The organism is Paraburkholderia hayleyella, from assembly GCF_009455685.1.
GTDB classification, from domain to species: Bacteria; Pseudomonadota; Gammaproteobacteria; order Burkholderiales; family Burkholderiaceae; genus Paraburkholderia; species Paraburkholderia hayleyella.
This window is the reverse complement of record NZ_QPES01000001.1, coordinates 3,029,097-3,055,933: the sequence shown is the minus strand read 5'-3', so window position 1 is coordinate 3,055,933 and position 26,837 is coordinate 3,029,097. Positions and strand designations below refer to the sequence as shown.

23 protein-coding genes are annotated in these 26,837 nt (G+C 57.5%); 21 read left to right on the top strand and 2 right to left on the bottom strand.

The annotated features are described in order from the left end of the window. Nucleotides 1-124 precede the first annotated feature (124 nt). From leuS to GH657_RS13370, 5 genes are all read left to right on the top strand, one after another. The gene (gene leuS / locus GH657_RS13390; protein WP_153101369.1) at nt 125-2,716 is read left to right on the top strand and encodes a leucine--tRNA ligase; all 2,592 of its coding nucleotides are present in this window, start codon (nt 125-127) and stop codon (nt 2,714-2,716) included. A gap of 31 nt (nt 2,717-2,747) precedes the next feature. After that, nucleotides 2,748-3,299: an LPS-assembly lipoprotein LptE gene (locus GH657_RS13385; RefSeq protein WP_153101368.1), complete on the top strand. Its 552-nt coding sequence runs from the start codon at nt 2,748-2,750 to the stop codon at nt 3,297-3,299. Nucleotides 3,300-3,358: 59 nt separating this feature from the next. Then, nucleotides 3,359-4,462 carry a DNA polymerase III subunit delta gene (gene holA, locus GH657_RS13380; RefSeq protein ID WP_153101367.1) on the top strand — a complete coding sequence of 368 codons (1,104 nt, stop codon included), beginning with the start codon at nt 3,359-3,361 and terminating at the stop codon, nt 4,460-4,462. A gap of 221 nt (nt 4,463-4,683) precedes the next feature. Continuing rightward, nucleotides 4,684-5,955: a glutamate-5-semialdehyde dehydrogenase gene (locus tag GH657_RS13375; RefSeq protein ID WP_153101366.1), complete on the top strand. Its 1,272-nt coding sequence runs from the start codon at nt 4,684-4,686 to the stop codon at nt 5,953-5,955. 128 nt (nt 5,956-6,083) lie between these two features. After that, nucleotides 6,084-6,500, top strand: coding sequence for a CopD family protein (locus tag GH657_RS13370; protein WP_153101365.1), 417 nt, complete (start codon nt 6,084-6,086; stop codon nt 6,498-6,500). Here GH657_RS13370 and GH657_RS13365 read toward each other — a convergent pair. After that, complete coding sequence (locus tag GH657_RS13365) at nt 6,497-7,366, bottom strand: MurR/RpiR family transcriptional regulator (RefSeq protein ID WP_153101364.1); 870 nt, start codon at nt 7,364-7,366, stop codon at nt 6,497-6,499. The genes GH657_RS13370 and GH657_RS13365 overlap by 4 nt on opposite strands. A 316-nt stretch (nt 7,367-7,682) precedes the next feature. Here GH657_RS13365 and edd point away from each other — a divergent pair, with 316 nt between their 5' ends. From edd to GH657_RS13315, 10 genes are all read left to right on the top strand, one after another. Further along, on the top strand, nt 7,683-9,545 hold the full coding sequence (gene edd, locus GH657_RS13360; RefSeq protein WP_153101363.1) for a phosphogluconate dehydratase: 1,863 nt from the start codon (nt 7,683-7,685) through the stop codon (nt 9,543-9,545). Nucleotides 9,546-9,584: 39 nt separating this feature from the next. Next, the gene (gene eda / locus GH657_RS13355; protein ID WP_153101362.1) at nt 9,585-10,226 is read left to right on the top strand and encodes a bifunctional 4-hydroxy-2-oxoglutarate aldolase/2-dehydro-3-deoxy-phosphogluconate aldolase; all 642 of its coding nucleotides are present in this window, start codon (nt 9,585-9,587) and stop codon (nt 10,224-10,226) included. A 305-nt stretch (nt 10,227-10,531) separates the two neighbouring features. Continuing rightward, entirely contained in the window at nt 10,532-11,119 is a 588-nt protein-coding gene (locus GH657_RS13350; protein WP_153101361.1) for a hypothetical protein, read from the top strand. Then, nucleotides 11,107-12,492, top strand: a complete 1,386-nt coding sequence (locus tag GH657_RS13345; RefSeq protein ID WP_153101360.1) for a hypothetical protein — start codon at nt 11,107-11,109, stop codon at nt 12,490-12,492. Before GH657_RS13350 ends, GH657_RS13345 begins: the two co-directional genes overlap by 13 nt. A gap of 234 nt (nt 12,493-12,726) precedes the next feature. Then, complete coding sequence (locus tag GH657_RS13340; protein ID WP_153101359.1) at nt 12,727-13,314, top strand: hypothetical protein; 588 nt, start codon at nt 12,727-12,729, stop codon at nt 13,312-13,314. Nucleotides 13,315-13,478: 164 nt separating this feature from the next. Beyond that, the gene (locus GH657_RS13335) at nt 13,479-14,687 is read left to right on the top strand and encodes a hypothetical protein (protein ID WP_153101358.1); all 1,209 of its coding nucleotides are present in this window, start codon (nt 13,479-13,481) and stop codon (nt 14,685-14,687) included. Between the two features lie 234 nt (nt 14,688-14,921). Then, nucleotides 14,922-15,509, top strand: a complete 588-nt coding sequence (locus GH657_RS13330) for a hypothetical protein (RefSeq protein WP_153101357.1) — start codon at nt 14,922-14,924, stop codon at nt 15,507-15,509. Between the two features lie 161 nt (nt 15,510-15,670). After that, a complete protein-coding gene (locus tag GH657_RS13325) occupies nt 15,671-16,870 on the top strand; it encodes a hypothetical protein (protein ID WP_153101356.1) in 1,200 nt (399 codons plus the stop codon). Nucleotides 16,871-17,259: 389 nt separating this feature from the next. Continuing rightward, on the top strand, nt 17,260-18,627 hold the full coding sequence (locus GH657_RS13320) for a GntT/GntP/DsdX family permease (RefSeq protein ID WP_153101355.1): 1,368 nt from the start codon (nt 17,260-17,262) through the stop codon (nt 18,625-18,627). A gap of 17 nt (nt 18,628-18,644) precedes the next feature. Next, nucleotides 18,645-19,154 (top strand): gluconokinase, encoded by a 510-nt coding sequence (locus GH657_RS13315; RefSeq protein ID WP_153101354.1) that lies wholly within the window; start codon nt 18,645-18,647, stop codon nt 19,152-19,154. A 69-nt stretch (nt 19,155-19,223) separates the two neighbouring features. Here GH657_RS13315 and purB read toward each other — a convergent pair whose 3' ends face one another. Next, nucleotides 19,224-20,612: an adenylosuccinate lyase gene (gene purB / locus GH657_RS13310; RefSeq protein ID WP_153101353.1), complete on the bottom strand. Its 1,389-nt coding sequence runs from the start codon at nt 20,610-20,612 to the stop codon at nt 19,224-19,226. A gap of 265 nt (nt 20,613-20,877) precedes the next feature. On the opposite strand from purB, the gene GH657_RS13305 reads away from it, so the two are divergent. From GH657_RS13305 to GH657_RS13280, 6 genes are all read left to right on the top strand, one after another. Further along, nucleotides 20,878-21,858, top strand: a complete 981-nt coding sequence (locus GH657_RS13305; RefSeq protein ID WP_153101352.1) for a LysR family transcriptional regulator — start codon at nt 20,878-20,880, stop codon at nt 21,856-21,858. Between the two features lie 155 nt (nt 21,859-22,013). Next, nucleotides 22,014-23,327, top strand: coding sequence for a Glu/Leu/Phe/Val family dehydrogenase (locus tag GH657_RS13300; RefSeq protein ID WP_153101351.1), 1,314 nt, complete (start codon nt 22,014-22,016; stop codon nt 23,325-23,327). A 230-nt stretch (nt 23,328-23,557) separates the two neighbouring features. Next, nucleotides 23,558-24,460, top strand: a complete 903-nt coding sequence (locus GH657_RS13295) for a glutamate/aspartate ABC transporter substrate-binding protein (protein ID WP_153101350.1) — start codon at nt 23,558-23,560, stop codon at nt 24,458-24,460. A 142-nt stretch (nt 24,461-24,602) separates the two neighbouring features. After that, the gene (locus tag GH657_RS13290) at nt 24,603-25,343 is read left to right on the top strand and encodes an amino acid ABC transporter permease (RefSeq protein ID WP_153101349.1); all 741 of its coding nucleotides are present in this window, start codon (nt 24,603-24,605) and stop codon (nt 25,341-25,343) included. Then, nucleotides 25,343-26,020 carry a glutamate/aspartate ABC transporter permease GltK gene (gltK, locus tag GH657_RS13285; protein WP_153101348.1) on the top strand — a complete coding sequence of 226 codons (678 nt, stop codon included), beginning with the start codon at nt 25,343-25,345 and terminating at the stop codon, nt 26,018-26,020. Before GH657_RS13290 ends, gltK begins: the two co-directional genes overlap by 1 nt. Further along, entirely contained in the window at nt 26,017-26,742 is a 726-nt protein-coding gene (locus GH657_RS13280; RefSeq protein WP_153101347.1) for an amino acid ABC transporter ATP-binding protein, read from the top strand. Before gltK ends, GH657_RS13280 begins: the two co-directional genes overlap by 4 nt. Nucleotides 26,743-26,837 lie beyond the last annotated feature (95 nt).

Genomic DNA, 26,837 nt, shown 5'->3' with positions numbered 1-26,837 from the left:
GCGGGCGCGGCCGACCGGTATAATCCGCGTTTTCCCTCCGCAGCGGTCCTTTAGGGGATGGCTTCCTGTCTAGCAGCGCACCCCGTCCGGTGCGAGCGCACCGAACCCAGCGATTCATCACATCATGCAAGAAAAATACGTTCCCTCCGACGTCGAAGCCGCAGTGCAAGGGCAATGGCGTGCCAGTGACGCCTACAAGACCACAGAAACCTCCAGCAAGCCCAAGTTCTTCTGCGTGTCGATGCTGCCGTATCCGTCGGGCAAGCTGCACATGGGGCACGTGCGCAACTACACGATCAACGATGTGATGTACCGCTATCTGCGCATGAACGGCTACAACACGCTGATGCCGATGGGCTGGGACGCTTTCGGCATGCCCGCCGAAAACGCCGCGATGGCCAATGGCGTGCCGCCAGCCAGGTGGACTTACGACAACATCGCGTACATGAAGGCCCAGATGCAGTCGATGGGGCTGGCCATTGACTGGTCACGTGAAATCGCCACTTGCAATCCGTCGTATTACAAGTGGAACCAGTGGTTCTTTCTGAAGATGCTCGAAAAAGGCATCGCTTACAAAAAAACCGGCACGGTGAACTGGGACCCCGTCGACCAGACTGTGCTCGCCAACGAACAGGTGATCGACGGACGCGGCTGGCGTTCCGGCGCGCTGATCGAAAAGCGCGAAATCCCGATGTATTACCTGCGTATCACGCAGTACGCCGATGAGCTGCTCAATGACCTCGAGGGTCTGGGCTGGCCTGAGCGCGTCAAGATCATGCAGCAGAACTGGATCGGCAAGAGCTTCGGCGTGAACTTCGGTTTTCCGTATGAGATCGACGGCGAAAAAAAGCTGTTGCGTGTGTTCACCACGCGTGTCGATACGATCATGGGCGTCACGTTTTGCGCGATTGCCGCCGAGCATCCGCTGGCCACGCGCCTCGCGCGGGAGCAGCCCGCGCTCGCGGCGTTTATCGAAGAATGCAAGCGTGGCGGCGTGGCTGAGGCCGATGTCGCCACGATGGAAAAAAAGGGCATGGCGACCGGCTTCTCTGTCACGCATCCGCTGACCCAGGAGCCGGTTGAAGTCTGGATCGGCAACTATGTGTTGATGAGTTATGGCGAGGGTGCGGTGATGGGCGTGCCCGCGCACGATGAACGCGATTTCGCTTTCGTCAGAAAGTACGGCTTGCCGGTGAAGCAGGTCGTGGCACGCGAAGGGGCGACGTTTTCCGCTGATGCCTGGCAGGAGTGGTACGGCGACAAAAACGGTGTGTGCATCAATAGCGGCAAGTACGATGGCATGACGTTCGACGCCGCCGTCGAGGCGATCAGCGCTGATCTGAAGGCGCTGGGCGTGGGCGAGCGTCAGGTCACCTGGCGGTTGCGCGATTGGGGTATTTCGCGCCAGCGCTACTGGGGCACACCGATTCCCATCATTCATTGCCCGAGTTGTGGCGATGTTCCCGTGCCAGAAAAAGATCTGCCCGTGGTGCTGCCGGAAGATCTCGTGCCGGATGGCACCGGCAATCCGCTGGCGAAATCCGCGGCCTTCATCAATTGCACCTGCCCAGCGTGCGGCGCGGCGGCCAGGCGCGAAACCGACACGATGGATACGTTCGTCGATTCATCGTGGTACTTCTCGCGCTATGCCGCACCGGATGCCTCGTCCATGGTCGATGCCCGCACCGATTACTGGATGCCGATGGATCAGTACATCGGCGGTATTGAACACGCGATTCTGCACCTGCTGTACTCGCGTTTCTGGACCAAGGTGATGCGCGACATGGGGCTGGTCAGCTTCGGCGAACCCGCGAAAAACCTGTTGACGCAAGGCATGGTGCTGAACGAAACCTGCTACCGCGAAAACGACGCGGGCAAGAAAACCTGGTACAACCCACTCGATGTCACGCTCACGCATGATGACAAGGGCCGTCCGGTCGGCGCGACGCTCAATGCCGACGGCCAGCCGGTCGTTTTGGGCGGCATCGAGAAAATGTCGAAATCGAAGAACAACGGCGTCGATCCGCAGTTGCTGATCGACCAGTACGGCGCGGATACCGCGCGTCTCTTTACGATGTTCGCCGCGCCGCCTGAGCAGCAACTCGAATGGTCGGGCGCCGGCGTGGAAGGCGCGAGCCGCTTCTTGCGCCGCGTCTGGGCGTTTGGTTACACGCATCAAGCGGCATTGCGCGCCGTGGGCGGTTTTGCCGCGGCAACGGCGAGCGCTAGCGACAAGACCTTGCGCCGCGACATTCACGCGGTGCTCAGGCAGGCGGATTTCGATTATCAGCGCCTGCAGTACAACACGGTCGTGTCGGCGACGATGAAGATGCTCAATGCACTCGAAAGCGCGAAAGACGCGCAGCCCGCCGTGCTGCGCGAGACCTACGGCATTTTGCTGCGCGTGCTGTATCCGGTGGTGCCCCATATGACCTGTGAGTTGTGGCAGGCGCTGGGTTACGCCGAGGCCCTGGGCCCACTGCTCGACGCGCCCTGGCCGAAGGTTGACGCCGCCGCGCTGGAGCAGGCTGAGATCGAGCTGGTACTGCAAGTCAATGGCCGCGTGCGCGGCGCGCTGACGATGGCGAAAGACGCTTCGCGCGAAGCCATCGAACAGGCGGCGCTGGCGCACGAGATGTACGTGAAGTTCAGTGAAGGCCGGACAGCGAAGAAGATCATCATCGTGCCGGGCCGTCTCGTGAATGTGGTGGTTTAACCGTGGCATCCACGACGGACCAGGAGACAAAGTGACTCGCAGATCGTTTTTGACGCTTGCCGGTAGTGCGCTGTTGCTGACGGCGTGTGGTTTTACCTTGCGCGGCCAGCAGGACTACGTGTTCAAGCGGCTGGCGATTACCGGTGCGGCACCCTCCGTGGTAGCGCGTTTGACGCGGATCGTGGAGGGCGGCAGCGACACCGTCGTCGTCACGGTGCCGGCGAATGCCGACGCCGTGCTGCGCGTGGCCGAATCGCGTGGCAATAGCGTGCTGACGCTGAATTCGCTCGGCGTGGTTGAGGAGTATCAACTGAACTACACGCTCAACTACACGCTGTTTGGCCCGGATGGCAGGGTGCTGATTCAGCCGAGCTCAATCGCGCTGAACCGTGCGATTACCTACAACGATCAATACACGCAGGCGAAAAGCGCGGAAACCGAAATTCTCTTTTCTGACATGCAAAACGATGCGGTTGACCAGTTGATCCGGCGTCTGGCGGTAGTGCGTTCGTTGCATCCCGCAGCGGGTGAGGAAGTGCCTTCGGCTGCACCTCGCGCGCCGTTGCCGCCGCCACCGCTGTGAAGGGGGCTTAAGCGCGATGAATGCGACGAGGAAGGCTCGGCCCATGAAGGCAAGGCATCATGCAATTACGCGCTGACGCGCTCGACGCGCATCTGGCGAAAGGGCTCGCGGGGCTCTACGTCGTTTACGGCGACGAACATTTGCTGGCGCAGGAAGCCTGCGATCGCATTCGCATGGCGGCACGCACGGCGGGGTTTACCGAGCGCACGGTCTTTACGGTTGAACGAGGTTTCGACTGGAGTTCGCTGCTGGGTGCGAGCCAGTCGATGTCGCTCTTTGGCGAGCGGCAACTGGTCGATCTGCGGATACCGTCGGGCAAGCCCGGCAAGGACGGCGCAGAAGCGTTGAAGACCCTTGCCGCCGCAGCGAATCCCGATGTGCTGATGCTTGTGACGCTGCCCCGGCTGGATGCGGCAACGCAAAAGTCGCTCTGGTTTTCCGCCCTGGCCGCAGCGGGTGTCGCGCTGAAGATTGATCCGGTCGAGCGGGCTCAACTGCCGAACTGGATTGGCCAGCGCATGGCGCAGCAGAACCAGCGCATGGCGCCTGGTGACGACGGACGGCGCTCGCTGCAATTTATTGCGGAGCGCGTCGAAGGCAATTTGCTGGCCGCGCACCAGGAAATCCAGAAACTGGGTCTGCTCTATCCCGCTGGCGTGCTGACGTTTGCCCAGATTCACGATGCGGTGCTCAACGTGGCGCGCTACGACGTGTTCAAGCTCAATGAGGCGATGCTGGCGGGCGATGTCGGCCGTCTTGCACGCATGCTGGATGGCCTGAAGGGCGAAGGCGAGGCGGCGGTGCTGGTGCTGTGGGCGGTGGTGGAAGAACTGCGGATGCTGTTGCGGGTCAAGCGTGGGGTGACGGCGGGCAAGCCGCTGGCCGTGTTGCTGCGTGAAAACCGGGTATGGGGGCCGCGCGAGCGGCTGGTGGGGCCCGCATTGGCGCGTGTCACGGAAGCCTCGCTAGAACAGGGGCTGGCATTCGCAGCACGGCTGGACCGGCAAGTGAAGGGGCTATCGGGCGCCATGCCGGGCTTGGGTCTGCTGCGCCACGCGTTGCCGCCTGACCCCTGGAGCGGGCTGTTCGAACTGGCGATGACCGTGGCCGCGCCTGGGAAGGGTGCTTCGCCTCTCAACCCGCGTCATCCCGTGCACGCATGATTCATTCGCTTTCTACGCCAGGACGGGCCAGCTAGCGCGTCCTGGCTCTTTGCCTTGCCGCTCGCCATTGCGGCGTCACGGCGCCACGGCGCCACGGCGCGCTCCAACCCGACATACAATCGCTAGTTCACCCGGAGCCAATCACAGGCTCCGGCGCGCACGACAGACCCTCCCCACCTGGCCGTTGCAGACATCTATTCCGTGACGGCACGAGAATCGCCATGAATATCGACGAGTACATGACTGATCTGGGCCGCCGCGCCCGTCGCGCTTCGCGTGCGATGGCGCGTGCCTCAACGGCCACAAAAAATGCCGCGCTCGAAGCCGTGGCGCATGCCATCGAACGCGATGCCGCGCCGCTCAAGGCTGCGAATGCCCGCGATGTTGCCCAGGCCCGCGACAAAGGCCTCGACGCCGCCTTTATCGACCGCCTCACGCTGTCAGACAAAGCGTTGCAAACGATGGTCGAAGGCTTGCGCCAGGTCGCGGCGCTGCCTGACCCCAGCGGAGAAATCAGCAATCTGAAATATCGGCCTAGCGGTATTCAGGTCGGTCAGATGCGCGTGCCGCTTGGCGTGATTGGGATCATTTACGAATCACGTCCCAATGTCACGGTCGATGCCGCCGCGCTCTGCCTGAAGTCGGGCAATGCGGCCATTTTGCGTGGCGGTTCGGAGGCGCTCGAATGCAATACCGCGCTGGCCCGGCTGATCGCCGAAGGGCTCGCGGCCGCCGGTTTGCCACAAGATGCGGTTCAGGTGGTGGGCACCGCCGATCGTGCCGCGGTCGGCCGGCTCATCACGATGACGGAATACATCGACGTGATCGTGCCGCGCGGCGGCAAGAGCCTGATCGCCCGGCTGATCGAGGAAGCGCGGGTGCCGATGATCAAACATCTCGATGGCGTGTGTCATGTGTATGTCGATGACCGCGCCGATCTCACCAAGGCCCTGAGTGTGTGCGATAACGCCAAAACCCACCGTTACGGCACCTGCAACACGATGGAAACCTTGCTGGTGGCGCAGCCCATTGCACGCGAAGTGTTGCCGCTGCTGGGGCGCATCTATCGTGAGAAAGCGGTCGAGTTGCGTGTGGATGCAGCCTCGCGCGAGGTGCTGCAGGCCGCGGGTATCGCTCCGCTGACGGAGGCCACCGAGGCCGACTGGCACACCGAATATCTCGCACCGGTACTTGCCATCAAGGTCGTCGATGGCCTGGATGCAGCGATCGAACATATCAACACCTACGGCTCCGCCCACACCGACGCCATCGTCACCGAAGATCACGACCGGGCCATGCGCTTTTTGCGCGAAGTGGATTCGGCCAGCGTGATGGTCAATGCCTCCACGCGTTTTGCCGATGGTTTCGAATACGGTTTGGGTGCGGAAATCGGCATCTCTAACGACAAGCTTCATGCACGCGGCCCGGTTGGGCTGGAAGGCTTGACCTCGCTGAAATACGTCGTGCTGGGGCACGGCGAGGCGCGCCAGTAATGTTGCGGCTCGCTGCCCGTTGCGCCGAATCGCGTTGAAGCGGTGCTGCTTGCTACTTGCTGCTTATGGCTCATTTGCATCGCTCATCAGTGGCGATGCTTCAATCAGGAATCTCAAGGATCACGCCGATGCTCTGGGTAAAAACTATTCATATCGTTTTGATCACCGGCTGGTTCGCCGGCCTGTTCTACTTGCCGCGCATCTTCGTCAATCTGGCGCTGGAGACGCATCCCGCCGCCATCGCGCGTTTGCTGGTGATGGCACGCAAGCTGTACAAGTTCATGACGCTTCTGGCCGTGCCCGCATTGTTATGCGGCTTCTGGCTATGGTTGGGCGTGGGCATCGGACGCGGGCAAGGCTGGATTCACGCGAAGCTCGGCGTGGTGATCTTGCTGGTGCTCTATCACGTGATTTGCGGCAGGTTGCTGGTGCGGTTCGAGCGTCATGAAAACCGCTTTCCAGCCGTGTTTTACCGCTATTTCAATGAGCTGCCGGTGTTCGCCATGCTGGCGGCCGTGGCGCTGGTTGTGCTCAAGCCGTTTTAAGCGGTGGCCGCGTCGTGCGGCGCGGGGGGATCGTCGATCCGCCGCCGCCGTAACACGTCCCTGGTCTGCGCCAGTTTATCGAGCTGCTCTGGCCTGAGGCGCAGCGCCACACCTACCGCCAGGATATCGCCGATCGCCAGATGCGAAACACGCGAGGTCATGGGCGAAAAGATATCCGCATCTTCATCCACGTTTGCAAAGAGCCCGACCGTCGCCAGCCGCGCGAGTGGCGAATGGCCGTGCGTGATGGCGATGACTTTCGCGCCTGCCGCCAGCGCAGCCTGCGCGGCCTCGATGATGTCGCGTGTGCGTCCGGTATTCGAAATGGCGACCACGACATCACCCTTTGCCAGTAACGCAGCGGACATCAGGAATGTGTGTGGATCGGCATAGGCCACGCTGGGCATGCCGAGGCGAAAAAACTTGTGTTGCACGTCAAGCGCGACGATGCCTGAGCCGCCTGCGCCATAGAACTCGATCCGGCGAGCTTGCGCGAGCAGGGTGAGGGCGGCTTCGACACTGGCCGAAGACAGATTGTTGCGGACCTGGATCAGCGCGCCAATGGTGCGGTCGAGCACCTTGGCCGCAACGCCGGGAGCGGGTTCATCGGCGCGGACGTCACGAAAGACGGTGGGGACCTCCGCGACGATCGCCTGGGCCAGGCGAATCTTGAACTCACGAAAGCCGGAAAACCCCAGCGCATGGCAAAAGCGGGCGATAGTCGGCTGGCTCACGCCTGCGCGCGTGGCGAGTTCGGTCATCGACAGATCGAGCACTTCACGCGGGACGTCGGTGAGGTAATCGGCCAGCTTGCGCTCGGAAGGGCGCAACTGGCTGTACATCGTTTTGATCTGGGACAGCAGCATCAGGGAACTCGCTCAATGCCGGGGAATCCATCGACTATAGCGGATTCATCCCGTGCGAGTCGCAAAAATAAGTACAAAAACTACATTTTTTGGCGAAAAGGTATTCCGGGTTGGCATCGTGTTTTGCAAAGTCCTTTTGGAATAAGGATTATTTGGGGGTTGTTGTTTTTGTGTGCTGGATGATTCGGCATTGCGAATAGGTAGTTTTTCTACTAACATCATCCCGCCATACGTTCCATAGTCTCTGCGATACCCCCACGATACCCATCTGGCACAACGCATTCCTGCGTTTGCTGCCAGCGATGAAGGAGCTTCGATGGTTTCCCCGCATCCTCAACTCATCAAGGTCACGCAACGTGTGACCGAACGCAGCCGGCCGACCCGCCAGGCTTATCTGGCTCGCATCGCGCAGGCGCAGGGCAAGTTTCCGGCTCGTGGTGCGCTGTCCTGCGCGAACCTGGCGCATGGTTTCGCGGGTCTTGAGGGCCGCGACAAGCTGGTGATCAAAGCGATCCGCGAACCGAACATCGGCATCGTGTCGTCCTACAACGAGATGCTCTCGGCCCACGCACCCTATAAAAATTATCCTGACCTGATCAAGCAAGCCGCCCGCGAAAATGGTGGCGTGGCGCAGTTTGCCGGTGGCGTTCCCGCGATGTGCGATGGGGTGACGCAAGGTAACGCAGGCATGGAGCTCTCGCTGTTTTCGCGCGATGTGATTGCGATGAGTACTGCCGTGGCGCTGACCCACAACATGTTCGATGCGGCGCTGTGCCTGGGCATTTGCGACAAGATCGTGCCGGGGCTGTTAATCGGCGCGTTGCAGTTTGGCCACCTGCCGACGATCTTCGTGCCCGCTGGCCCGATGTCGAGTGGCCTGTCGAATGATGAAAAAGCGAAGATTCGCCAGCAGTTTGCGACTGGCCAGGTGGGCCGCGATGCCTTGCTTGAAGCCGAAGCCGCTGCCTATCACGGGCAGGGCACCTGTACCTTCTACGGCACGGCCAACAGCAACCAGATGCTGATGGAAGTCATGGGCCTGCATCTGCCCGGCGCAGCTTTTGTGCATCCGCATACGCCGTTGCGTGATGCCTTGACCGCAGCCGCTGCCCGCCGCGTGCTTGATTTGACGGTGGAGCGCGGCCAGTACATGCCCATTGGTCACGTGATCGATGAGAAAGCGATCGTCAACGGCATCGTGGCGTTGCTGGCCACAGGCGGCTCAACCAATCACACGCTGCATCTGGTAGCGATTGCGCGGGCAGCGGGGATCGTGATCGACTGGGATGATTTCGATGCGCTGTCGCAAGCCGTGCCGTTGCTGGCGAAGATTTATCCCAATGGCAAAGCCGACGTGAACCACTATCACGCCGCAGGTGGCATGGCGTTTTTGCTGCGCAACCTGCTTGAAGGCGGTTTCTTGCACGAGGATGTGAACACCGTCGCAGGCAAGGGGCTCGCGCATTACACTCAGGAACCCAAACTGCTCGATGGCGTGCTGACCTGGGTACCTGGCGTCGAGGTCAGTCAGGACCGGAGCGTATTGCGCAGCGTACATGAGCCATTTCAGGCCGATGGCGGCCTGCGCCTGATGCAGGGCAAGCTGGGCCGGGGGGTCATCAAGGTGTCATCGGTCGCGCCGCAGCATCGCGTGGTGAAAGCCCCCGCGATCGTCTTTGATTCGCAGGAGGCGGTGCAGGCCGCTTTCGATAATGATCAGTTACAAGGTGATTTCGTGGCCGTGGTGCGCTTTCAGGGCGCGCGCGCCAACGGGATGCCTGAGCTGCATCGCCTGACGCCGCTACTGGGTGTGCTGCAAGACCAGGGCCATCATGTGGCGCTGGTGACCGATGGCCGGATGTCCGGCGCCTCCGGCAAAGTCCCGGCGGTGATCCACGTTTCGCCCGAAGTGCTCTTGCAAGGACCGCTGGGCAAGGTGCAAAGCGGCGACATGATCGTGATCGACGCTGAAGCCGGTGTGCTCGATGTGGAGATCGACGCGGCGGTGTGGGCGGCCCGCCCCGTGGCACAACCCGAGCATCAGGCGGATAACGAGGCCGGTTTTGGCCGCGAACTCTTTGGCGTGTTTCGTGCCGCGGCCGCGCCTGCGGAGCTGGGGGCTTCGGTCTTCGGGCCGATGGGCTACGCTCGTGCGGCTCATGACACAGACCATGCCTGATCTTCACGTAACCCTGACACAGCAACAAGGAGCCTGATTATGACGACGAAACAGGTAAGCGATATCGTGCGCCTCGGCCCGGTGATTCCGGTACTCGCGTTTGATTCTGCGGAGCAGGGCGAAAACGTTTCGCGCGCGCTCTACGCGGGCGGGGTCAAGGTGCTGGAAATCACGTTGCGCACCGAGGCAGGCCTGAAAGCGATCGAGCGCGCCAGCCAGTTGGCGCCCGACATCGTGGTGGGCGTGGGTACCCTCATCCAGCCACGGCAATGCGCGTTGGCGAAGAAGGCCGGCGCGCAGTTTGGCGTATCGCCGGGTTTGACGAAGGAGATGCATCAGGCGGCCCTTGACGCAGGCTTGCCCTTGCTGCCCGGTGTGATGACGCCCACTGACATCATCACAGCGCTGGAGTTGGGTTATGAAATCGTCAAGTTCTTTCCCGCTCAGCCCGCTGGAGGTGTGCCGATGTTGCAGGCGTTTCATGGACCGTTTCCCGCACTGAAATTCTGTCCGACGGGGGGCATTACCGCCGAGCTTGCACCGCATTTTCTCTCACTGCCGAATGTGGTTTGCGTGGGGGGATCATGGCTTACGCCGAAAGCGATGGTTGCCGCGGAGAATTGGGACGAAATTACGCGCTTGGCGCGAGCGGCTACTGAATTGGCTGCGCCTGGACATTAACGCTGACGGATATTTTTTAGTTTTCTGATTTTTCTGGATTTGATTGCCTCGTTGTACGGGTTGTCGCGTGAATCGCGGTGGCTCGGGCAACGAGGTTTTTTATTGGCCGTGCGGGGGGTGATTTAAGAGGAAGTTGTTATTGAAGTGTTGTTTGTTTGAGTGGCTTATGCTTTTTGATTATCTCTATAATTTTCATGGCCTGATTTAAGTGAAATCCCTGATTGATCGTGCTCACCTGAAAAATAGAAATTAAAGCCTTCTGTAAATGCGGCATTTTGCTTGCCACATAATTCTATGGGTGGCGTATGAAATATATGAAGTGGGGGGCGGCGTTTGCTGTTGTTGCCGTGGTTTCGGTATTTGTTGTGTGGAAATTTCTCAAAAATGATGAGGATATTTCTCAAATGTCAAAAGCCGAAATAAAGCCGGCAGGAAGCCTGGCTATTCCTGTCGCCGCATCGGCGGCGAATAAAGACCCGGATCATTTTATTACTCAGGACGATGTGCCATTTCCACCGGTAATGGATCATCGTGGTTTGCTGGTCGATGGCCAGTATTTCAAGCCCCGTCCTGATGTGGCGAGTTACATTGAAAAAGAATATCCGGATATTCCAACCCGGAAAGCCATGCTGCAATTTGCTGCGGCGTTTGAGGCGAGTATTGCATTAGGTGGAACAGAGGATGGGGCGAAAAAGGCTGCTATATCGGAGCTGGATGCACTTGAATGTGTTTTAAAAAAAATACCCGATCTTAAGGAAAATGGAAGATTAATAAAGGAGTTGGAGGCGAGGATGCTTAATTCACCAGAAAAATTTATGGCTTATGGTCGTGCTCTAGATAATTCTGGAGGGTTGGTTTACAGGGATAGAAAGGAGTCGACATGCGTGCTATGAAATATGTCTATTTTTGGAAGTTTGCAGTATTTTTTTGTGCTATTTTTGTATTTGGTAATTCAGTATTTGCGAGCGGAAAAATATCTTGTGAAAAGAAGCTTGTTATTGCTTATGCGAATGGAATTATGAATACTCAATCTGATAGAGTTCGCGGAAAAAGTGCTTTAAGCAGTATGATTGGTTTGTCTAATAAAGGAGCTCCCGTAGAATACGTATTGTCCGAAAACCCCACAGAAGGATTTTTAAGTGACTTGGCGCGAGTGCTAAAGCAGAAGACAACGGAAATCCCCGGCCTGAGCTGGGATTTGCTGGTGCGTTATATATTGCAAACAAATCCATCGGTTCCGCCAGCCATTGCCAAATCAATCGATGCAATAATTGATGCAATCAGAAAAGAAAAAACCGCTGCTCTGAAAAAGCAATTCGAAGCTGAAAACAATTACATAGATAAAAACGTAAGCCAGCACGTCGCCATGTACAAAAAACTGATCATGGACGAAGGCAAATCCGTGCTGATCGTCGGCCACTCGCAGGGCAACCTCTACGCCAACGCTGGCCACAAGCAGTTCTATGCGCAAACGCATCTGAAAAACCGCAGCCTCGGTGTCGTAGGCGTGGCATCCCCGGCCAACTACGTCGCGGGTGGCGGCGAATACATCACCTCCACCAGCGACATGGTCATCAGCATGCTGCGGCTGTTCGTCAGCCCATACACGCTGCCGGGCAACATCGACTTGCCGTTCAAGGTGACTGAGCCGATGGGCCACAGCTTCGTGGGCGTCTACGTCGATCCGGAATCCCATTCCTACACCTCGATCAAAAAGATGACGCAAACCGGCCTGGACCGGCTAGGCCATCCGAACAAGGCGGGTGCGATCCTCGCCCGCTACCGGGCGGTGTCATGGAAGATGGCGGCCCTGCAGCCGGGCATGGAGGCCTCGTGCAACAGCCAGGTGGCAGATGGCATCTGGCCGCTGTCCTGGGTCAACACGGCGCGGACGTTCTACCTGAAAGCGCCTTACGACGCGGCGAAATCGTATGTGTTCGTCGATGCAGAGGGGCGGAGCATCGATCAGGCGGGGCTGGACCCCTATCTTCCAGAGGGGATGAGTGGCTGGCTGGCCCTCCAGAACAGCGGCGCTTTCGACCGGAGCTTGACGTGGATTGGCCCAGCCGAGCTTTACAAGGAAGGACTTTGCAGTGTCAGCGAGGGCCCGCCCGACACCAGCAAGTTCAGTTTGCTGGATTACTTCAACTCGCCGGACAAGGAGGCGTTGGCCGCTGGGGGTATCACGCTGAGCGGGTTGCCGACGACCTTGCCGTTTGTCTCGTTGCGTGCGGATGTCTGTACCAAAGAGGCGATCACGATGTAGTGGTTTCTGCCAGCGCCACAGCCGAAAGCGATGGTCATGGCGCTGGCTAGTCCAGTCGCAAGTTGTTATTAAAGTGTTATTTGTTTGAGTAACTTATGTTTTTTGATTATCTCTATAATTTTTACGGCCTGATTTAAGTGGAATCCCTGATTGATCGTGCTCGCCTGAAAAATAGAAATTAAAGCCTTCTGTAAATGCGGCATTTTGCTTGCCACATAATTTTATGGGTGGCGTATGAAATATATGAAGTGGGGGGCGGCGTTTGCTGTTGTTGCCGTGGTTTCGGTATTTGTTGTGTGGAAATTTCTCAAAAACGATGAGGATATTTCTCAAATATCAAGGGCTGAAATAAAGCTGGCAGGAAGCCTGGCTATTCCTGTCGCCGCATCGGCGGCGAATAAAGACCCGGATCATTTTATTACTCAGGACGATGTGCCATTTCCACCGGTAATGGATCATCGTGGTTTGCTGGTCGATGGCCAGTATTTCAAGCCCCGTCCTGATGTGGCGAGTTACATTGAAAAAGAATATCCGGATATTCCAACCCGGAAAGCCATGCTGCAATTTGCTGCGGCGTTTGAGGCGAGTATTGCATTAGGTGGAACAGAGGATGGGGCGAAAAAGGCTGCTATTGCAGAATACGATGCACTTAACTGTGTTTATGGAAAAATTAAGGAAATAAAGAAGCGTGATCCCTTGGTTAAGGAGCTTGAGGCAAGAATGCTTGATTCGCCAGAAAAACTTATGGCTTATGGTAATTCTCTCGATAATTCTGCGGGGCTGTTTTATACAATCAAAAAGGAGTCATCATGTGCCTTATAAGAAATTTACGATTATTTATAACAATATTGATTTTTATTGGGGCTGAATTTTTTTGTGGGCCAGTGTTTTCGGCTGTTGGTGGGGATTGTAAGAAAAAATTGGTAATTTCATATGCAAATGGAATTATGAATAATAGATCGGATCGGCTTAATGGTCAGAATTCTTTGATGGCGATGATCGGGGAAAGTTATAACGAATCTCCGGTGGAATATACATTATCAGAAAACCCCACAGAAGGATTTTTAAGTGACTTGGCTCGAGTGCTAAAGCAGAAGACGACGGAAATCCCCGGCCTGAGCTGGGATTTGCTGGTGCGTTATATATTGCAAACAAATCCATCGGTTCCGCCAGCCATTGCCAAATCAATCGATGCAATAATTGATGCGATCAGAAAAGAAAAAACCGCTGCTCTGAAAAAGCAATTCGAAGCTGAAAACAATTACATAGATAAAAATGTAAGCCAGCACGTCGCCATGTACAAAAAACTGATCATGGACGAAGGCAAATCCGTGCTGATCGTCGGCCACTCGCAGGGCAACCTCTACGCCAACGCTGGCCACAAGCAGTTCTATGCGCAAACGCATCTGAAAAACCGCAGCCTCGGTGTCGTAGGCGTGGCATCTCCGGCCAACTACGTCGCGGGTGGCGGCGAATACATCACCTCCACCACCGATATGGTCATCAGCATGCTGCGGCTGTTCGTCAGCCCATACACGCTGCCGGGCAACATCGACCTGCCGTTCAAGGTGACTGAGCCGATGGGCCACAGCTTCGTGGGCGTCTACGTCGATCCGGAATCCCATTCCTACACCTCCATCAAAAAGATGACGCAAACCGGCCTGGACCGGCTAGGCCATCCGAACAAGGCGGGTGCGATCCTCGCCCGCTACCGGGCGGTGTCATGGAAGATGGCGGCCCTGCAGCCGGGCATGGAGGCCTCGTGCAACAGCCAGGTGGCAGATGGCATCTGGCCGCTGTCCTGGGTCAACACGGCGCGGACGTTCTACCTGAAAGCGCCTTACGACGCGGCGAAATCGTATGTGTTCGTCGATGCAGAGGGGCGGAGCATCGATCAGGCGGGGCTGGACCCCTATCTTCCAGAGGGGATGAGTGGCTGGCTGGCCCTCCAGAACAGTGGCGCTTTCGACCGGAGCTTGACGTGGATTGGCCCAGCCGGGCTTTACAAGGAAGGGCTTTGCAGTGTCAGCGAGGGCTCGCCCGACACCAGCAAGTTCAGCCTGCTGGATTACTTCAACTCGCCGGACAAGGAGGCGTTGGCCGCTGGGGGAATCACGTTGAGCTGGTTGCCGACGACTTTGCCGTTTGTCTCGTTGCGTGCGGATGTCTGTACCAAAAAGGCGATCACGATGTAGTGGTTTCTGCCAGCGCCACAGCCGAAAGCGATGGTCATGGCGCTGGCTAGTCCAGTTGCAAGTTGTTATTGAAGTGTTATTTGTTTGAGTGACTTATGTTTTTTGCTTATCTCTATAATTTTTACGGCCTGATTTAAGTGGAATCCCTGATTGATCGTGCTCGCCTGAAAAATAGAAATTAAAGCCTTCTGTAAATGCGGCATTTTGCTTGCCACATAATTTTATGGGTGGCGTATGAAATATATGAGGTGGGGGGCGGCGTTTGCTGTTGTTGCCGTAGTTTCGGTATTTGTTGTGTGGAAATTTCTCAAAAATGATGAGGATATTTCTCAAATGTCAAAAGCTGAAATAAAGCCGGCAGGAAGCCAGGCTATTCCTGTCGCCGCATCGGCGGCGAATAAAGACCCGGATCATTTTATTACTCAGGACGATGTGCCATTTCCACCGGTAATGGATCATCGTGGTTTGCTGGTCGATGGCCAGTATTTCAAGCCCCGTCCTGATGTGGCGAGTTACATTGAAAAAGAATATCCGGATATTCCAACCCGGAAAGCCATGCTGCAGTTTGCTGCGGCGTTTGAGGCGAGTATTGCGCTGGGCGGGACGGAGGATGGGGCGACAAAAGCAGCAATATCTGAAATAGATGCTCTCGATTGTGTTGTAGAGAGAATTTCAGATGTGAAAAGACGTCGTGCTTTAGTTAAAGAGCTTGAGGCGAGAATGCTTAATTCACCGGAGCGAATGATTGCTTATGGAAATATGTTGGATAATTCTGGGGGATTGGTTCATATGAAGAGGAAGGAGTCGTCATGTGTGTCATGAGGAATGTGAAAATAATTGCTATTGTTATAGTGTTGATGTTTTTTAAAAATTCTGCATTCGCAAATGAGAATAATTGTAAAAAGAAGATTGTTATTTCATATGCTACTGGAATTATGAATAACATATCGAATAGGGTTGAGGGGCGGGAGGCATTAATTGCGATGATTGGTCCGTATTATAATGGTGCTCCAGTTGAGTATATGTTGTCCGACAACCCCACAGAAGGCTTCTTAAAAGATCTGGTCCGTGTATTAAAACAAAAGCTGGCAGAAGATCCTGGGCTGAGCTGGGATTTGTTTGTGCGCTATTTATTAAAAACAGACTCCGCGATTTCGCCGGCAGTTGCCCAGTCGATTGAAGACGAAATTGAAAGAATCAGAAAAGAAAAAACCGGCGTTTTGAAGCAGCAATTCGAAGCCGAAAACAACTACATAGATAAAAGCGTAAACAAACACGTCGCCCTGTACAAAAAACTGGTCATGAACGAAGGCAAATCCGTGCTGATCGTCGGCCACTCGCAGGGCAACCTCTACGCCAACGCTGGCCACAAGCAGTTCTATGCGCAAACGCATCTGAAAAACCGCAGCCTCGGCGTCGTAGGCGTGGCATCTCCGGCCAACTACGTCGCGGGTGGCGGCGAATACATCACCTCCACCACCGATATGGTCATCAGCATGCTGCGGCTGTTCGTCAGCCCGAAGACTCTGCCGGGAAACATTGACCTGCCGTTCAAGGTAACCCAGCCGATGGGCCACAGCTTCGTGGGCGTCTACGTCGATCCGGAATCCCATTCCTACACCTCGATCAAAAAGATGACGCAAACCGGCCTGGACCGGCTAGGCCATCCGAACAAGGCGGGTGCGATCCTCGCCCGCTACCGGGCGGTGTCATGGAAGATGGCGGCCCTGCAGCCGGGCATGGAGGCCTCGTGCAACAGCCAGGTGGCAGATGGCATCTGGCCGCTGTCCTGGGTCAACACGGCGCGGACGTTCTACCTGAAAGCACCTTACGACGCGGCGAAATCGTATGTGTTCGTCGATGCAGAGGGGCGGAGCATCGATCAGGCGGCGCTGGACCCCTATCTTCCAGAGGGGATGAGTGGCTGGCTGGCCCTCCAGAACAGCGGCGCTTTCGACCGGAGCTTGACGTGGATTGGCCCAGCCGGGCTCTACAAGGAAGGACTTTGCAGTGTCAGCGAGGGCCCGCCCGACACCAGCAAGTTCAGTTTGCTGGATTACTTCAACTCGCCGGACAAGGAGGCGTTGGCCGCTGGGGGAATCACGCTGAACTGGTTGCCGACGACCTTGCCGTTTGTCTCGTTGCGTGCGGATGTCTGTACCAAAAAGGCGATCACGATGTAGTGGTAAAAGGTTTCCGGCCTGCGCCATCGTGGCAAAAACCATGGGGCCAGGCTAGGCCAATCTCGCTTGCCGGGACAGAAACAGAAAAATCAAAGCAGCAAAATGATCCCCCCTGAGCCTTCCAACTCTCCACCTCAAAGTTCAATAAAAACAAACGGTTCCACGCTCGCCAATAACAAGATAGTAATGAAGAGGCAGTAGAATCCAGCGTTTGTCCGGGGCGGGATGGGTTAACCGGTTTGCGGGAGACCGCTCGTATCCCCCTGAATGCTCCGGTGCAAAAAGCCAGCCAGTCAAAGAAGAACAGAAGAACAGAAGAACACGAGCGCATTTCCCCTATTCGCAAGCTAACGACATAGCGCAGCGACACCGCTGCAGGGAGACAACACATGGAGACGGTTCACGGCGACATGCTGCTGATTTACGCGGTAATCGCAGTTGCTGCGCTGATCTTGATGATTACGCGCTACAAGGTGTATCCGTTTCTGGTTCTGATCATCGTGTCGCTGCTGTTGGGTCTGGCGGTCGGTATGCCGATGAATACCATCGTCAAATCGTTCGAAACCGGCAATGGCAATACGCTGGGCCATATCGCCATTGTTGTGGGGCTGGGGACGATGCTCGGCAAGATGATGGCCGAATCGGGCGGGGCCGAACGTATTGCGACGTCACTTATCGGCTGGTTTGGCGAGAAGCATATTCACTGGGCGATGATGTGCGTGGCGATCATCGTGGGCTTGCCGGTGTTCTTCGAAGTGGGCTTCGTGCTGCTGATTCCGATTGCGTTCAACGTCGCGCGGCGCACCGGCAAATCACTGTTGCTCATCGGCTTGCCGATGGTGGCTGGGTTGTCCGTGGTGCATGGCCTGATCCCGCCGCATCCCGCTGCGCTGCTGGCGGTCCAGGCCTATCACGCCGATATTGGCAAAACCATTGCGTATGGCCTGGTCGTGGGGGTGCCGACGGCGATTGTCGCGGGGCCGCTCTTTGCCTTGCTGATGTACCGCCACATCCGTTTGCCAGAGAACAATCCGCTGGCGGCGCAGTTCATCGCCCCAGAAGCCAGCGCTGACAACCCTTCGCGCGCATTGCCGGGTTTCGGCGTGACGCTTTTCACGATCCTGTTGCCTGTGCTGCTGATGCTGTTAGGCAGTTGGGCTGACCTGCTGTTCGCGCCGCATACCCTGGCCAATGATTTGCTGCATTTCATGGGCACGTCCGATGTCGCGCTGCTGGTCGCCGTGCTGGTGAGCTTCTGGACTTTTGGCGCCCGGCGAGGGTTTAACCGCGAGCAGATTCAGAAGTTTTGCGCTGACTGTCTGGCGCCGATTGCCGGTATCACGTTGATTGTCGGGGCGGGCGGCGGTTTTGGCCGTGTGTTGATGGATAGCGGTATTTCGCAGCAGATCGTTCAGACGGCGACTTCGGCGCATGTTTCACCGCTCATGCTGGGCTGGTTCGTGGCGGCGTTGATCCGGCTGGCGACAGGCTCGGCGACGGTGGCCATGACCACGGCATGCGGCATCGTCGCGCCGATCGCTGCGGCGGGCGCGGTTCAGGTCAAACCGGAACTGCTGGTGCTGGCGACCGGCTGCGGCTCGCTGATTTTCTCGCACGTCAACGATGGCGGCTTCTGGCTGATCAAGGAGTATTTCGGCATGACGGTGGGGCAGACGTTCAAGACGTGGTCGCTGTGCGAAACCATTATTTCGGTGCTGGGCCTCGCGTTGACGTTCGCGCTGGCAGCGGTGCTGTGAGGAGAAGGGGACGGCTGATGATTCTGATCGTGATGGGAGTCTCGGGGGCGGGCAAGACGCTGATTGGCGAATTGCTGGCGCAACAGTTGCATTGCAGCTTTACCGATGGCGATGCGTTTCATAGCGCGGCCAACAAGGCGAAGATGCATCACGGCATTCCGCTGACGGACGAAGACCGCTGGCCGTGGCTCGACGCGATTCGCGCGGCGATCAAGGAAAAACAAGGGGCGGGCGAGACGGCGGTGTTCACCTGCTCAGCGCTCAAGCGGGCTTACCGCGAGCGCTTGCGCGGCGGCGATAACGATGTCTGTTTTATTTATTTGCAGGGAACGCAGGCGTTGCTGCACGAGCGTTTGCAGACGCGCACCGGACATTTCTTTGATCCCTCGCTGCTGCAAAGCCAGCTCGATACGCTCGAAGTGCCGGGGGCAGAGGAGGCGATTACGGTGAATATTGCAGGTACGCCGCACGAGATCGTGCGCGAGGCACTGACGCAGCTTCAAGCGCGTGGTGAATACGCGGCATAACGAGATGTAGCGGGTTGCGCCCCGGTTCGGGCGCAACCCGCCGTGCCCTGCCTTGTATTTGTCTTTGTCTTAGGCGATCCGTTGGGCCAGTTCAGCCGCCATGCCGGTGTACGAGCCTGGCGTCATCGCCAGCAGACGGGCCTTGGCTTCTTCGGGAATTTCCAGTCCTGCGATAAACGTATGCAGTGCCTCGCGCGTAATTCCTTTGCCGCGCGTCAGTTCCTTCAACTGCTCATACGGGTTTTCGATGCCATAGCGCCGCATCACGGTTTGTACCGGCTCGGCGAGCACTTCCCAGCAGCGTTCCAGATCGTCGTTGAGCCGCGCCGCATTGACTTCCAGCTTGTCGAGCCCGCGCATCAGCGCGTCATAAGCCAGCAGCGAATAGCCCAGCGCCACACCCATATTGCGCAACACCGTCGAATCCGTCAGGTCGCGCTGCCAGCGCGAGAGCGGCAGTTTGTCGGCCAGATGGCGCAGCGTGGCGTTCGCCAGCCCGAGGTTGCCTTCGGAGTTCTCGAAATCAATCGGATTGACCTTGTGCGGCATGGTCGATGAACCAATTTCACCGGCTTTAGTTTTCTGCGTGAAATAACCCAGCGAAATGTAGCCCCAGATGTCGCGGTCGAGATCGAGCAGGATCGTATTCGCCCGTGAGATCGCATCGAACAGCTCGGCCATGTAATCGTGCGGTTCGATCTGGATGGTGTACGGATTGAACGTGAGTTTCAGCCGGGTTTCCACGACCTCGCGGGAAAATGCTTCCCAGTCGAACTCCGGATAGGCCGACAAATGCGCGTTGAAATTGCCGACCGCGCCATTCATCTTGCCTAGCAGCTCGACCCGGGCGATGCGCTCGATGGCGCGTTCAAGGCGCGCGGCGACATTGGCGATTTCCTTGCCGAGCGTGGTGGGGCTGGCGGGCTGGCCGTGCGTGCGTGACAGCAACGGCTGCTGCGCATGCGTGTGGGCGAGGGCCACGAGGCGCTGCCGCACCGCGCGCAACGCAGGCAGGATCACGTGCTCGCGGGCACCGGCCAGCATCATGCCGTGCGAGGTGTTGTTGATGTCTTCCGAGGTGCAGGCGAAGTGGATGAACTCGCTGGCGCGTTCTAACTCAGCCTGGCCTTTCACCGATTCTTTCAGCCAGTATTCGACGGCTTTCACATCGTGATTCGTGACGCGTTCGATCTCCTTGATGCGCGCCGCGTCGTGCGCGGTGAAGCGCTCAGCCAGTTGCAGCAGGAACTGTTCGGCCTGGTCCGAAAAGCGTGGCACTTCGGCAAAGCCCGCACGCGAGAGCGCGATCAGCCAGTGAATCTCGACCGTCACCCGTTGCCGCATAAACGCAGCCTCTGAGAGCCATTCCCGCAAGGCCTCGGTTTTGGTGGCGTAACGGCCATCGAGCGGGGATAACGCGGTCAGCGCGAACAGGGTATCGGGATGGGTATCGGACATAGTGGCAGTGCAGCAAGAGGAGGACAGGAGACGCGGAAAACCAGAACAAGACCGCATGAAGGCGCGGATTTTACCATCGCGCCGTCGCAGGCCGCAGGCGGTGGGGTAGGGGTAGGAATGCTCGTGAGGGGCCGGGGACGGTTAATTCATCCGGATAATTCAACCGGATGACTCATCCGGTTGAATTAACGGCGCGCCAGCAGCCGATCCCATGCCCCGTTAGAATGCGGGCCTATCTTTCTTTTGCCACTGTCGTTGGAGCCGTATGGAACTGAAATGGCTCGAAGACTTCGTTTCGCTTGCGGAAACCCGCAGTTTCAGCCGCTCGGCCGAGTTGCGTCATGTTACGCAGCCCGCGTTCTCGCGCCGGATTCAGGCGCTCGAAGCCTGGCTGGGCACGGAGCTGATTGACCGCTCGGTGTATCCGACGCGTCTGACGCCCGCCGGACGCGTGTTCTACGAGCAGGCGCTGGCGATGCTGTCGCAGTTTCACGAGGCGCGCGCGCTGCTGCGCGGTCATACGGCGACGCCTGCTGCCACCATCGAATTCGCTGTGCCGCACACGTTGTCGCTGACGTATTTTCCGCGCTGGCTGCAACGCGTCGAAGCGCAGATGGGCCCGGTGCATACGCGCTTGCGTGCGCTCAATGTGCACGATGCGGTGCTGTCGCTGGTGGAGGGCGGCTGCGATCTGGTGATGGGGTATCACCATCCGAGCCATCCCGTGGCGCTCGATCCAGCGCGCTACGCCATGCTGACGCTGGGGCTCGAACCGATCAGCCCGTTTTCCGCGCCGAACCGCGCGGGCCATCCGCGCCATAAGCTGCCGGGCTTGCCCGAGGCCCCGGTTCCCTATCTGTCCTACACGCCGAACGCCTATCTGGGGCGCATGACCGAGGTCATTATCGCCAACGCGCCTGGGCGGCTGGCGCTCGACCGCGTCTACGAAACCGATATGGCCGAAGGCCTCAAGGCGATGGCGATGGCCGGTCACGGCATCGCCTTTTTGCCCCATAGCGCGGCCGAGGAAGCGGTGGCTGAAGGCCGTTTGCTGCGCCTGGACCGGGCTGCGCGTGGGGTGAGCGAAGGCCTGTACACGCTGACGATGGAAATTCGCCTGTACCGCGACCTGCTTCCGGGCCATGGTGACGAGTCGCGCCAAGCGCTGGTGCAGCAATTATGGGATGTCGTGAGCCAGGAACTGGCTTCTGGCAGCAGCGCGACACCGTCGTCAAAAGATAAGTAATGGATCAATCAGGACGCATTATGCGCAAAATGCATAATCGAATAATCAAACGGCATTGGATTTTGCCTGGACGTTTTTCGACAATGTCGCCATTCCTGCTTTTCTGTTTTTTTATTGTCCCGCCCTTCGTTTGACCTCTCGCCGGAGTTTTTTTCATGTCTGCATCAACGCCACACACGCAGTCCGCATCCGCGCTGCAATCTATTCCGTCGTATCTGAACAGCGATGCGCTGGGCCCCTGGGGTAACTATCTGCGCCAGGTGGACCGTGTCGCACCCTATCTCGGCTCGCTGTCACGCTGGCTTGAAACGCTCAAGCGGCCCAAGCGGATTCTGATCGTCGATGTGCCTATCGAGCTCGATAACGGCACGGTGGCGCATTTCGAAGGCTATCGCGTCCAGCACAACGTCTCGCGCGGTCCGGGCAAGGGCGGTGTGCGGTATCACCAGGATGTGACGCTGTCGGAAGTGATGGCGCTGTCGGCGTGGATGTCGGTCAAGAACGCCGCGGTCAACGTGCCTTACGGCGGTGCGAAGGGCGGGATCCGGGTTGATCCGCGCACACTGTCGCGTGGCGAACTGGAGCGTATTACGCGCCGCTATACCAGCGAGATCGGCATCATCATCGGGCCCAACACCGATATCCCTGCACCGGACGTGAACACGAACGAGCAGATCATGGCGTGGATGATGGACACGTACTCGATGAACCAGGGCCAGACAGCAACCGGCGTGGTGACGGGCAAGCCGATCGCGCTGGGCGGCTCGCTGGGCCGTCGTGAGGCGACGGGGCGTGGCGTGTTCGTGGTGGGTTGCGAAGCCGCGCGACGGATTGGCTTCGACATCGAAGGCGCGCGTATCGCGGTGCAGGGCTTTGGCAATGTCGGCGGGATTGCCGCGCGGCTATACCAGGAAGCGGGAGCGAAGGTTGTCGCGGTGCAGGATCACACCGGCACGATATTCCGTGAGTCTGGCATCGACGCGGTGGCGCTGGCTGATCACGTGGCGCAAACAGGTGGCGTGGGCGGCTTCACAGGCGCCGAGCCGATCAAGAACGAAGAGTTCTGGACGGTCGAATCCGACATCCTGATTCCCGCCGCGCTGGAAAATCAGATCACTGAACACAACGCGCCGAAGATCAAGACGAAGATCGTGGTGGAAGGCGCCAATGGCCCGACCACGACCGCTGCCGATGACATCCTGCACGACAAGGGCATCCTCGTGATTCCTGATGTGGTGGCCAATGCCGGTGGTGTCACGGTGTCGTATTTCGAATGGGTGCAGGATTTCTCGAGCTTCTTCTGGACTGAAGATGAGATCAACCAGCGTCTGGAACGCGTGATGCGCGAGGCTTTTGCGGCGGTTTGGCAAGTGTCGAGCGAGCAGAATGTTTCGGTGCGCACGGCGGCGTTTATTGTCGCGTGCAAGCGGATCTTGCAGGCGCGCGAAATGCGGGGTCTCTACCCTTAAGCTTCGGCGCTAAATTAGCGACAGGTAGTACAGGTAGCAAGTTAAACGGGCGGCATCCTGACGGATGCCGCCCGTTTTTGCCTGTATGCCTGCGCTCAGGGAGAAGGAGACTTTGTTGTGTCCGCCGCGTATATAGGAAGCGCCGCGCAATGGATATACAGGCTGACCATACTTTCGCCAAAATTACTTTGATATAAACTGGCGGCGATTCTTGCCAAGGAGATCACCAGATGAAAGTTAAAAAAGCGGTATTGCTGTTGACTACACTCGGTTTTTTCACAATGGGGATACAACAGGCGCAAGCGCAGGAAACCGGCACGCTCAAGAAAATCAAGGATACGGGTGTGATTTCGCTGGGTCACCGTGAATCATCGATTCCATTTTCGTATTACGACGAGAAACAAAACGTGGTGGGTTATTCGCAAGAGTTTGCGATGAAGGTTGTGGATGCCGTCAAGCAAAAACTGAATATGCCCAATCTGAAAGTCAAACTGACTCCCATTACTTCGCAAAACCGTATTCCACTGGTGCAAAACGGCACGGTCGATCTCGAATGCGGCTCGACCACCAATAACCCCGAACGGCAACAACAGGCGGCTTTTTCGAACACGATTTTCGTGATCGGCACGCGCCTGATGACCAAAAAAGATTCGGGTATCAAGGACTGGGCCGACCTGAAAGGCAAAACCGTTGTGACGACGGCGGGCACCACGTCCGAGCGCCTGCTGCGCAAGATGAACCAGGACAAGGGTATGGGCATGAGCATCATCAGCGCCAAGGATCACGGGGAATCATTCCTCACGCTGTCCACGGGCCGGGCGGTGGCGTTCATGATGGACGATGCGCTGCTGGCAGGCGAGCGGGCCAAGTCGAACAAGCCGGGCGATTTCATCATCGTGGGCGAGCCCCAGTCGCATGAAGCGTATGGCTGCATGATGCGCAAGGGCGACCCTGACTTCAAAAAGGTGGTGGACGACGCTATTGCGAAAGTCGAAACCTCGGGTGAAGCATCAAAAATCTACAAAAAATGGTTTGAATCGCCTATTCCGCCCAAGGGTCTCAATCTGAATTTCCCGGAAAGCGATGACATAAAGGCGCTGTATAAAAATCCGAATGACAAGGCGATTGATTAATTGCTGAACCAAAATGGCCGTGATTAACCAGCCCAGCTTTGCCGGTGCATGTGATCAACACGGTGAACAGGGTTAATCCGGCGTTAAGTGAAACGGGAGGGGCATCACGCTTCTTCCGTTTCTTTTTGCTGGAGTCTTCGCCATGTCATATCACTGGAACTGGGGCATTTTTCTAAGTCCGGTTTCCACCGGCGAGCCGACGACGTATCTCGGCTGGCTGATGTCCGGTTTTTGGGTAACGATTACCGTGTCGCTCTCGGCATGGGTTATTGCATTGATTGTCGGATCGTTTTTCGGTGTATTGCGCACGCTACCCAACAAGTGGCTCGCCGGAATCGGAACGCTTTATGTCGCGGTTTTTCGCAATATTCCGCTAATCGTCCAGTTTTTTATCTGGTATCTCGTGATACCCGAACTTTTACCTGTATCCGCGGGCAACTGGTTCAAGCAGTTGCCACCCAGCGCCCAGTTCTTCTCGTCGTCCATCATTTGTCTGGGGTTGTTTACCGCTGCGCGCGTCTGCGAGCAGGTGCGCTCAGGCATCAATGCGCTGCCCCGTGGCCAGCGCGCTGCCGGTCTGGCGATGGGTTTCACGCAATGGCAAACGTATCGCTATGTGCTGTTGCCCGTGGCGTACCGGATCATCGTGCCGCCGCTGACCTCCGAGTTTCTGAATATCTTCAAGAATTCGGCGGTGGCCTCGACGATCGGTTTGCTCGATCTCTCCGCGCAAGCGCGGCAACTCGTCGATTACACCGCGCAAACTTATGAATCGTTTATCGCGGTGACGCTGGCTTATGTGCTGATCAACCTCGTCGTGATGCAACTGATGCGCTGGGTCGAACACAAGAGCCGGCTGCCCGGCTATATCGGAGGCAAGTGATGCATCATTTCGACTGGAGTGGTATTCCGGGCGCACTGCCAACGCTTTGGACCGGCGCGGTTGTCACCTTCAAGATCACGTTGCTGGCGATTGTCGTGGGCATTGTCTGGGGCACTGTGCTGGCCATTTTCCGTCTGTCGCCGTTCAAGCCGCTGGCATGGTTCGCGCAAATCTACGTGACGGTGTTTCGTTCGATTCCACTGGTGATGGTGTTGCTGTGGTTTTTTCTGATCGTGCCGCAAGTGCTGCAAAACGTGCTGGACCTGTCGCCCAATCTCGACATCCGGCTCGCCTCCGCGATGATCGCGTTCTCGATGTTCGAGGCGGCGTATTACTCGGAAATCATTCGCGCAGGGATTCAGGCGGTGCCGCGCGGGCAGGTCCACGCCGCCTCCGCGCTGGGCATGAACTACGCGCAGGCAATGCGTCTCGTGGTGCTGCCGCAGGCGTTTCGCGCGATGGTGCCGTTGTTGCTGACCCAGGCGATCGTGCTGTTTCAGGATACGTCGCTGGTCTACGTGATTAGCCTGGCGGATTTTTTCCGCACGGCCACCAATATTGGCGACCGCGATGGCACTCATGTGGAAATGATTCTGTTCGCGGGCGCATGCTATTTCGTGGTGTGCGTGATTGCGTCGGGCCTTGTCAAAGCTCTTCAGAAAAAGGTCGCAAGATGATCTCTCTAAAAAACGTTTCAAAATGGTATGGCCCGTTCCAGGTGCTGACCGATTGCACGACCGAAGTCAAAAAGGGTGAAGTCGTCGTGGTGTGCGGCCCGTCGGGCTCGGGCAAGTCGACGCTGATCAAGACAGTGAATGGTCTTGAGCCGTTCCAGAAAGGCGAAATCGTGATCGACGGCCAGTCAGTCGGCGATAAAAAAACCAATCTGTCGAAGTTGCGGGCGCGGGTCGGCATGGTGTTTCAGCACTTTGAACTGTTCCCGCATTTGTCGATCACCGAAAATTTGACGCTGGCGCAAATCAAGGTGTTGGGCCGCTCGAAAGAAGAAGCCGTGGCCAAGGGCATGAAGCTGCTGGATCGCGTGGGTTTGCGGGCGCAGGCCGACAAGTATCCCGGACAGTTGTCGGGGGGCCAGCAGCAGCGGGTGGCGATTGCCCGTGCGCTGTCGATGGATCCGATTGCGATGCTGTTCGACGAACCCACGTCGGCGCTCGATCCGGAGATGATCAACGAAGTGCTCGATGTAATGGTCGAGCTGGCGCACGAAGGCATGACCATGATGTGCGTCACGCACGAAATGGGCTTTGCGAAGAAGGTCGCGCATCGCGTGGTGTTCATGGATCGCGGCTTGATCGTCGAGGACGTGGCGAAAGAAGAATTCTTCGCTAATCCGAAGTCCGATCGTGCCAAGGAGTTTCTGGCGAAAATCCTGCATTAGGTTTTGGCCTTTTAGCCTTTTAGCCTTTTAGGCAGCATCTGGAGCGAGAAAAGCCGCTAGCGCCTGTCAGGCGCTAGCGGCTTTTTACTGGCTGG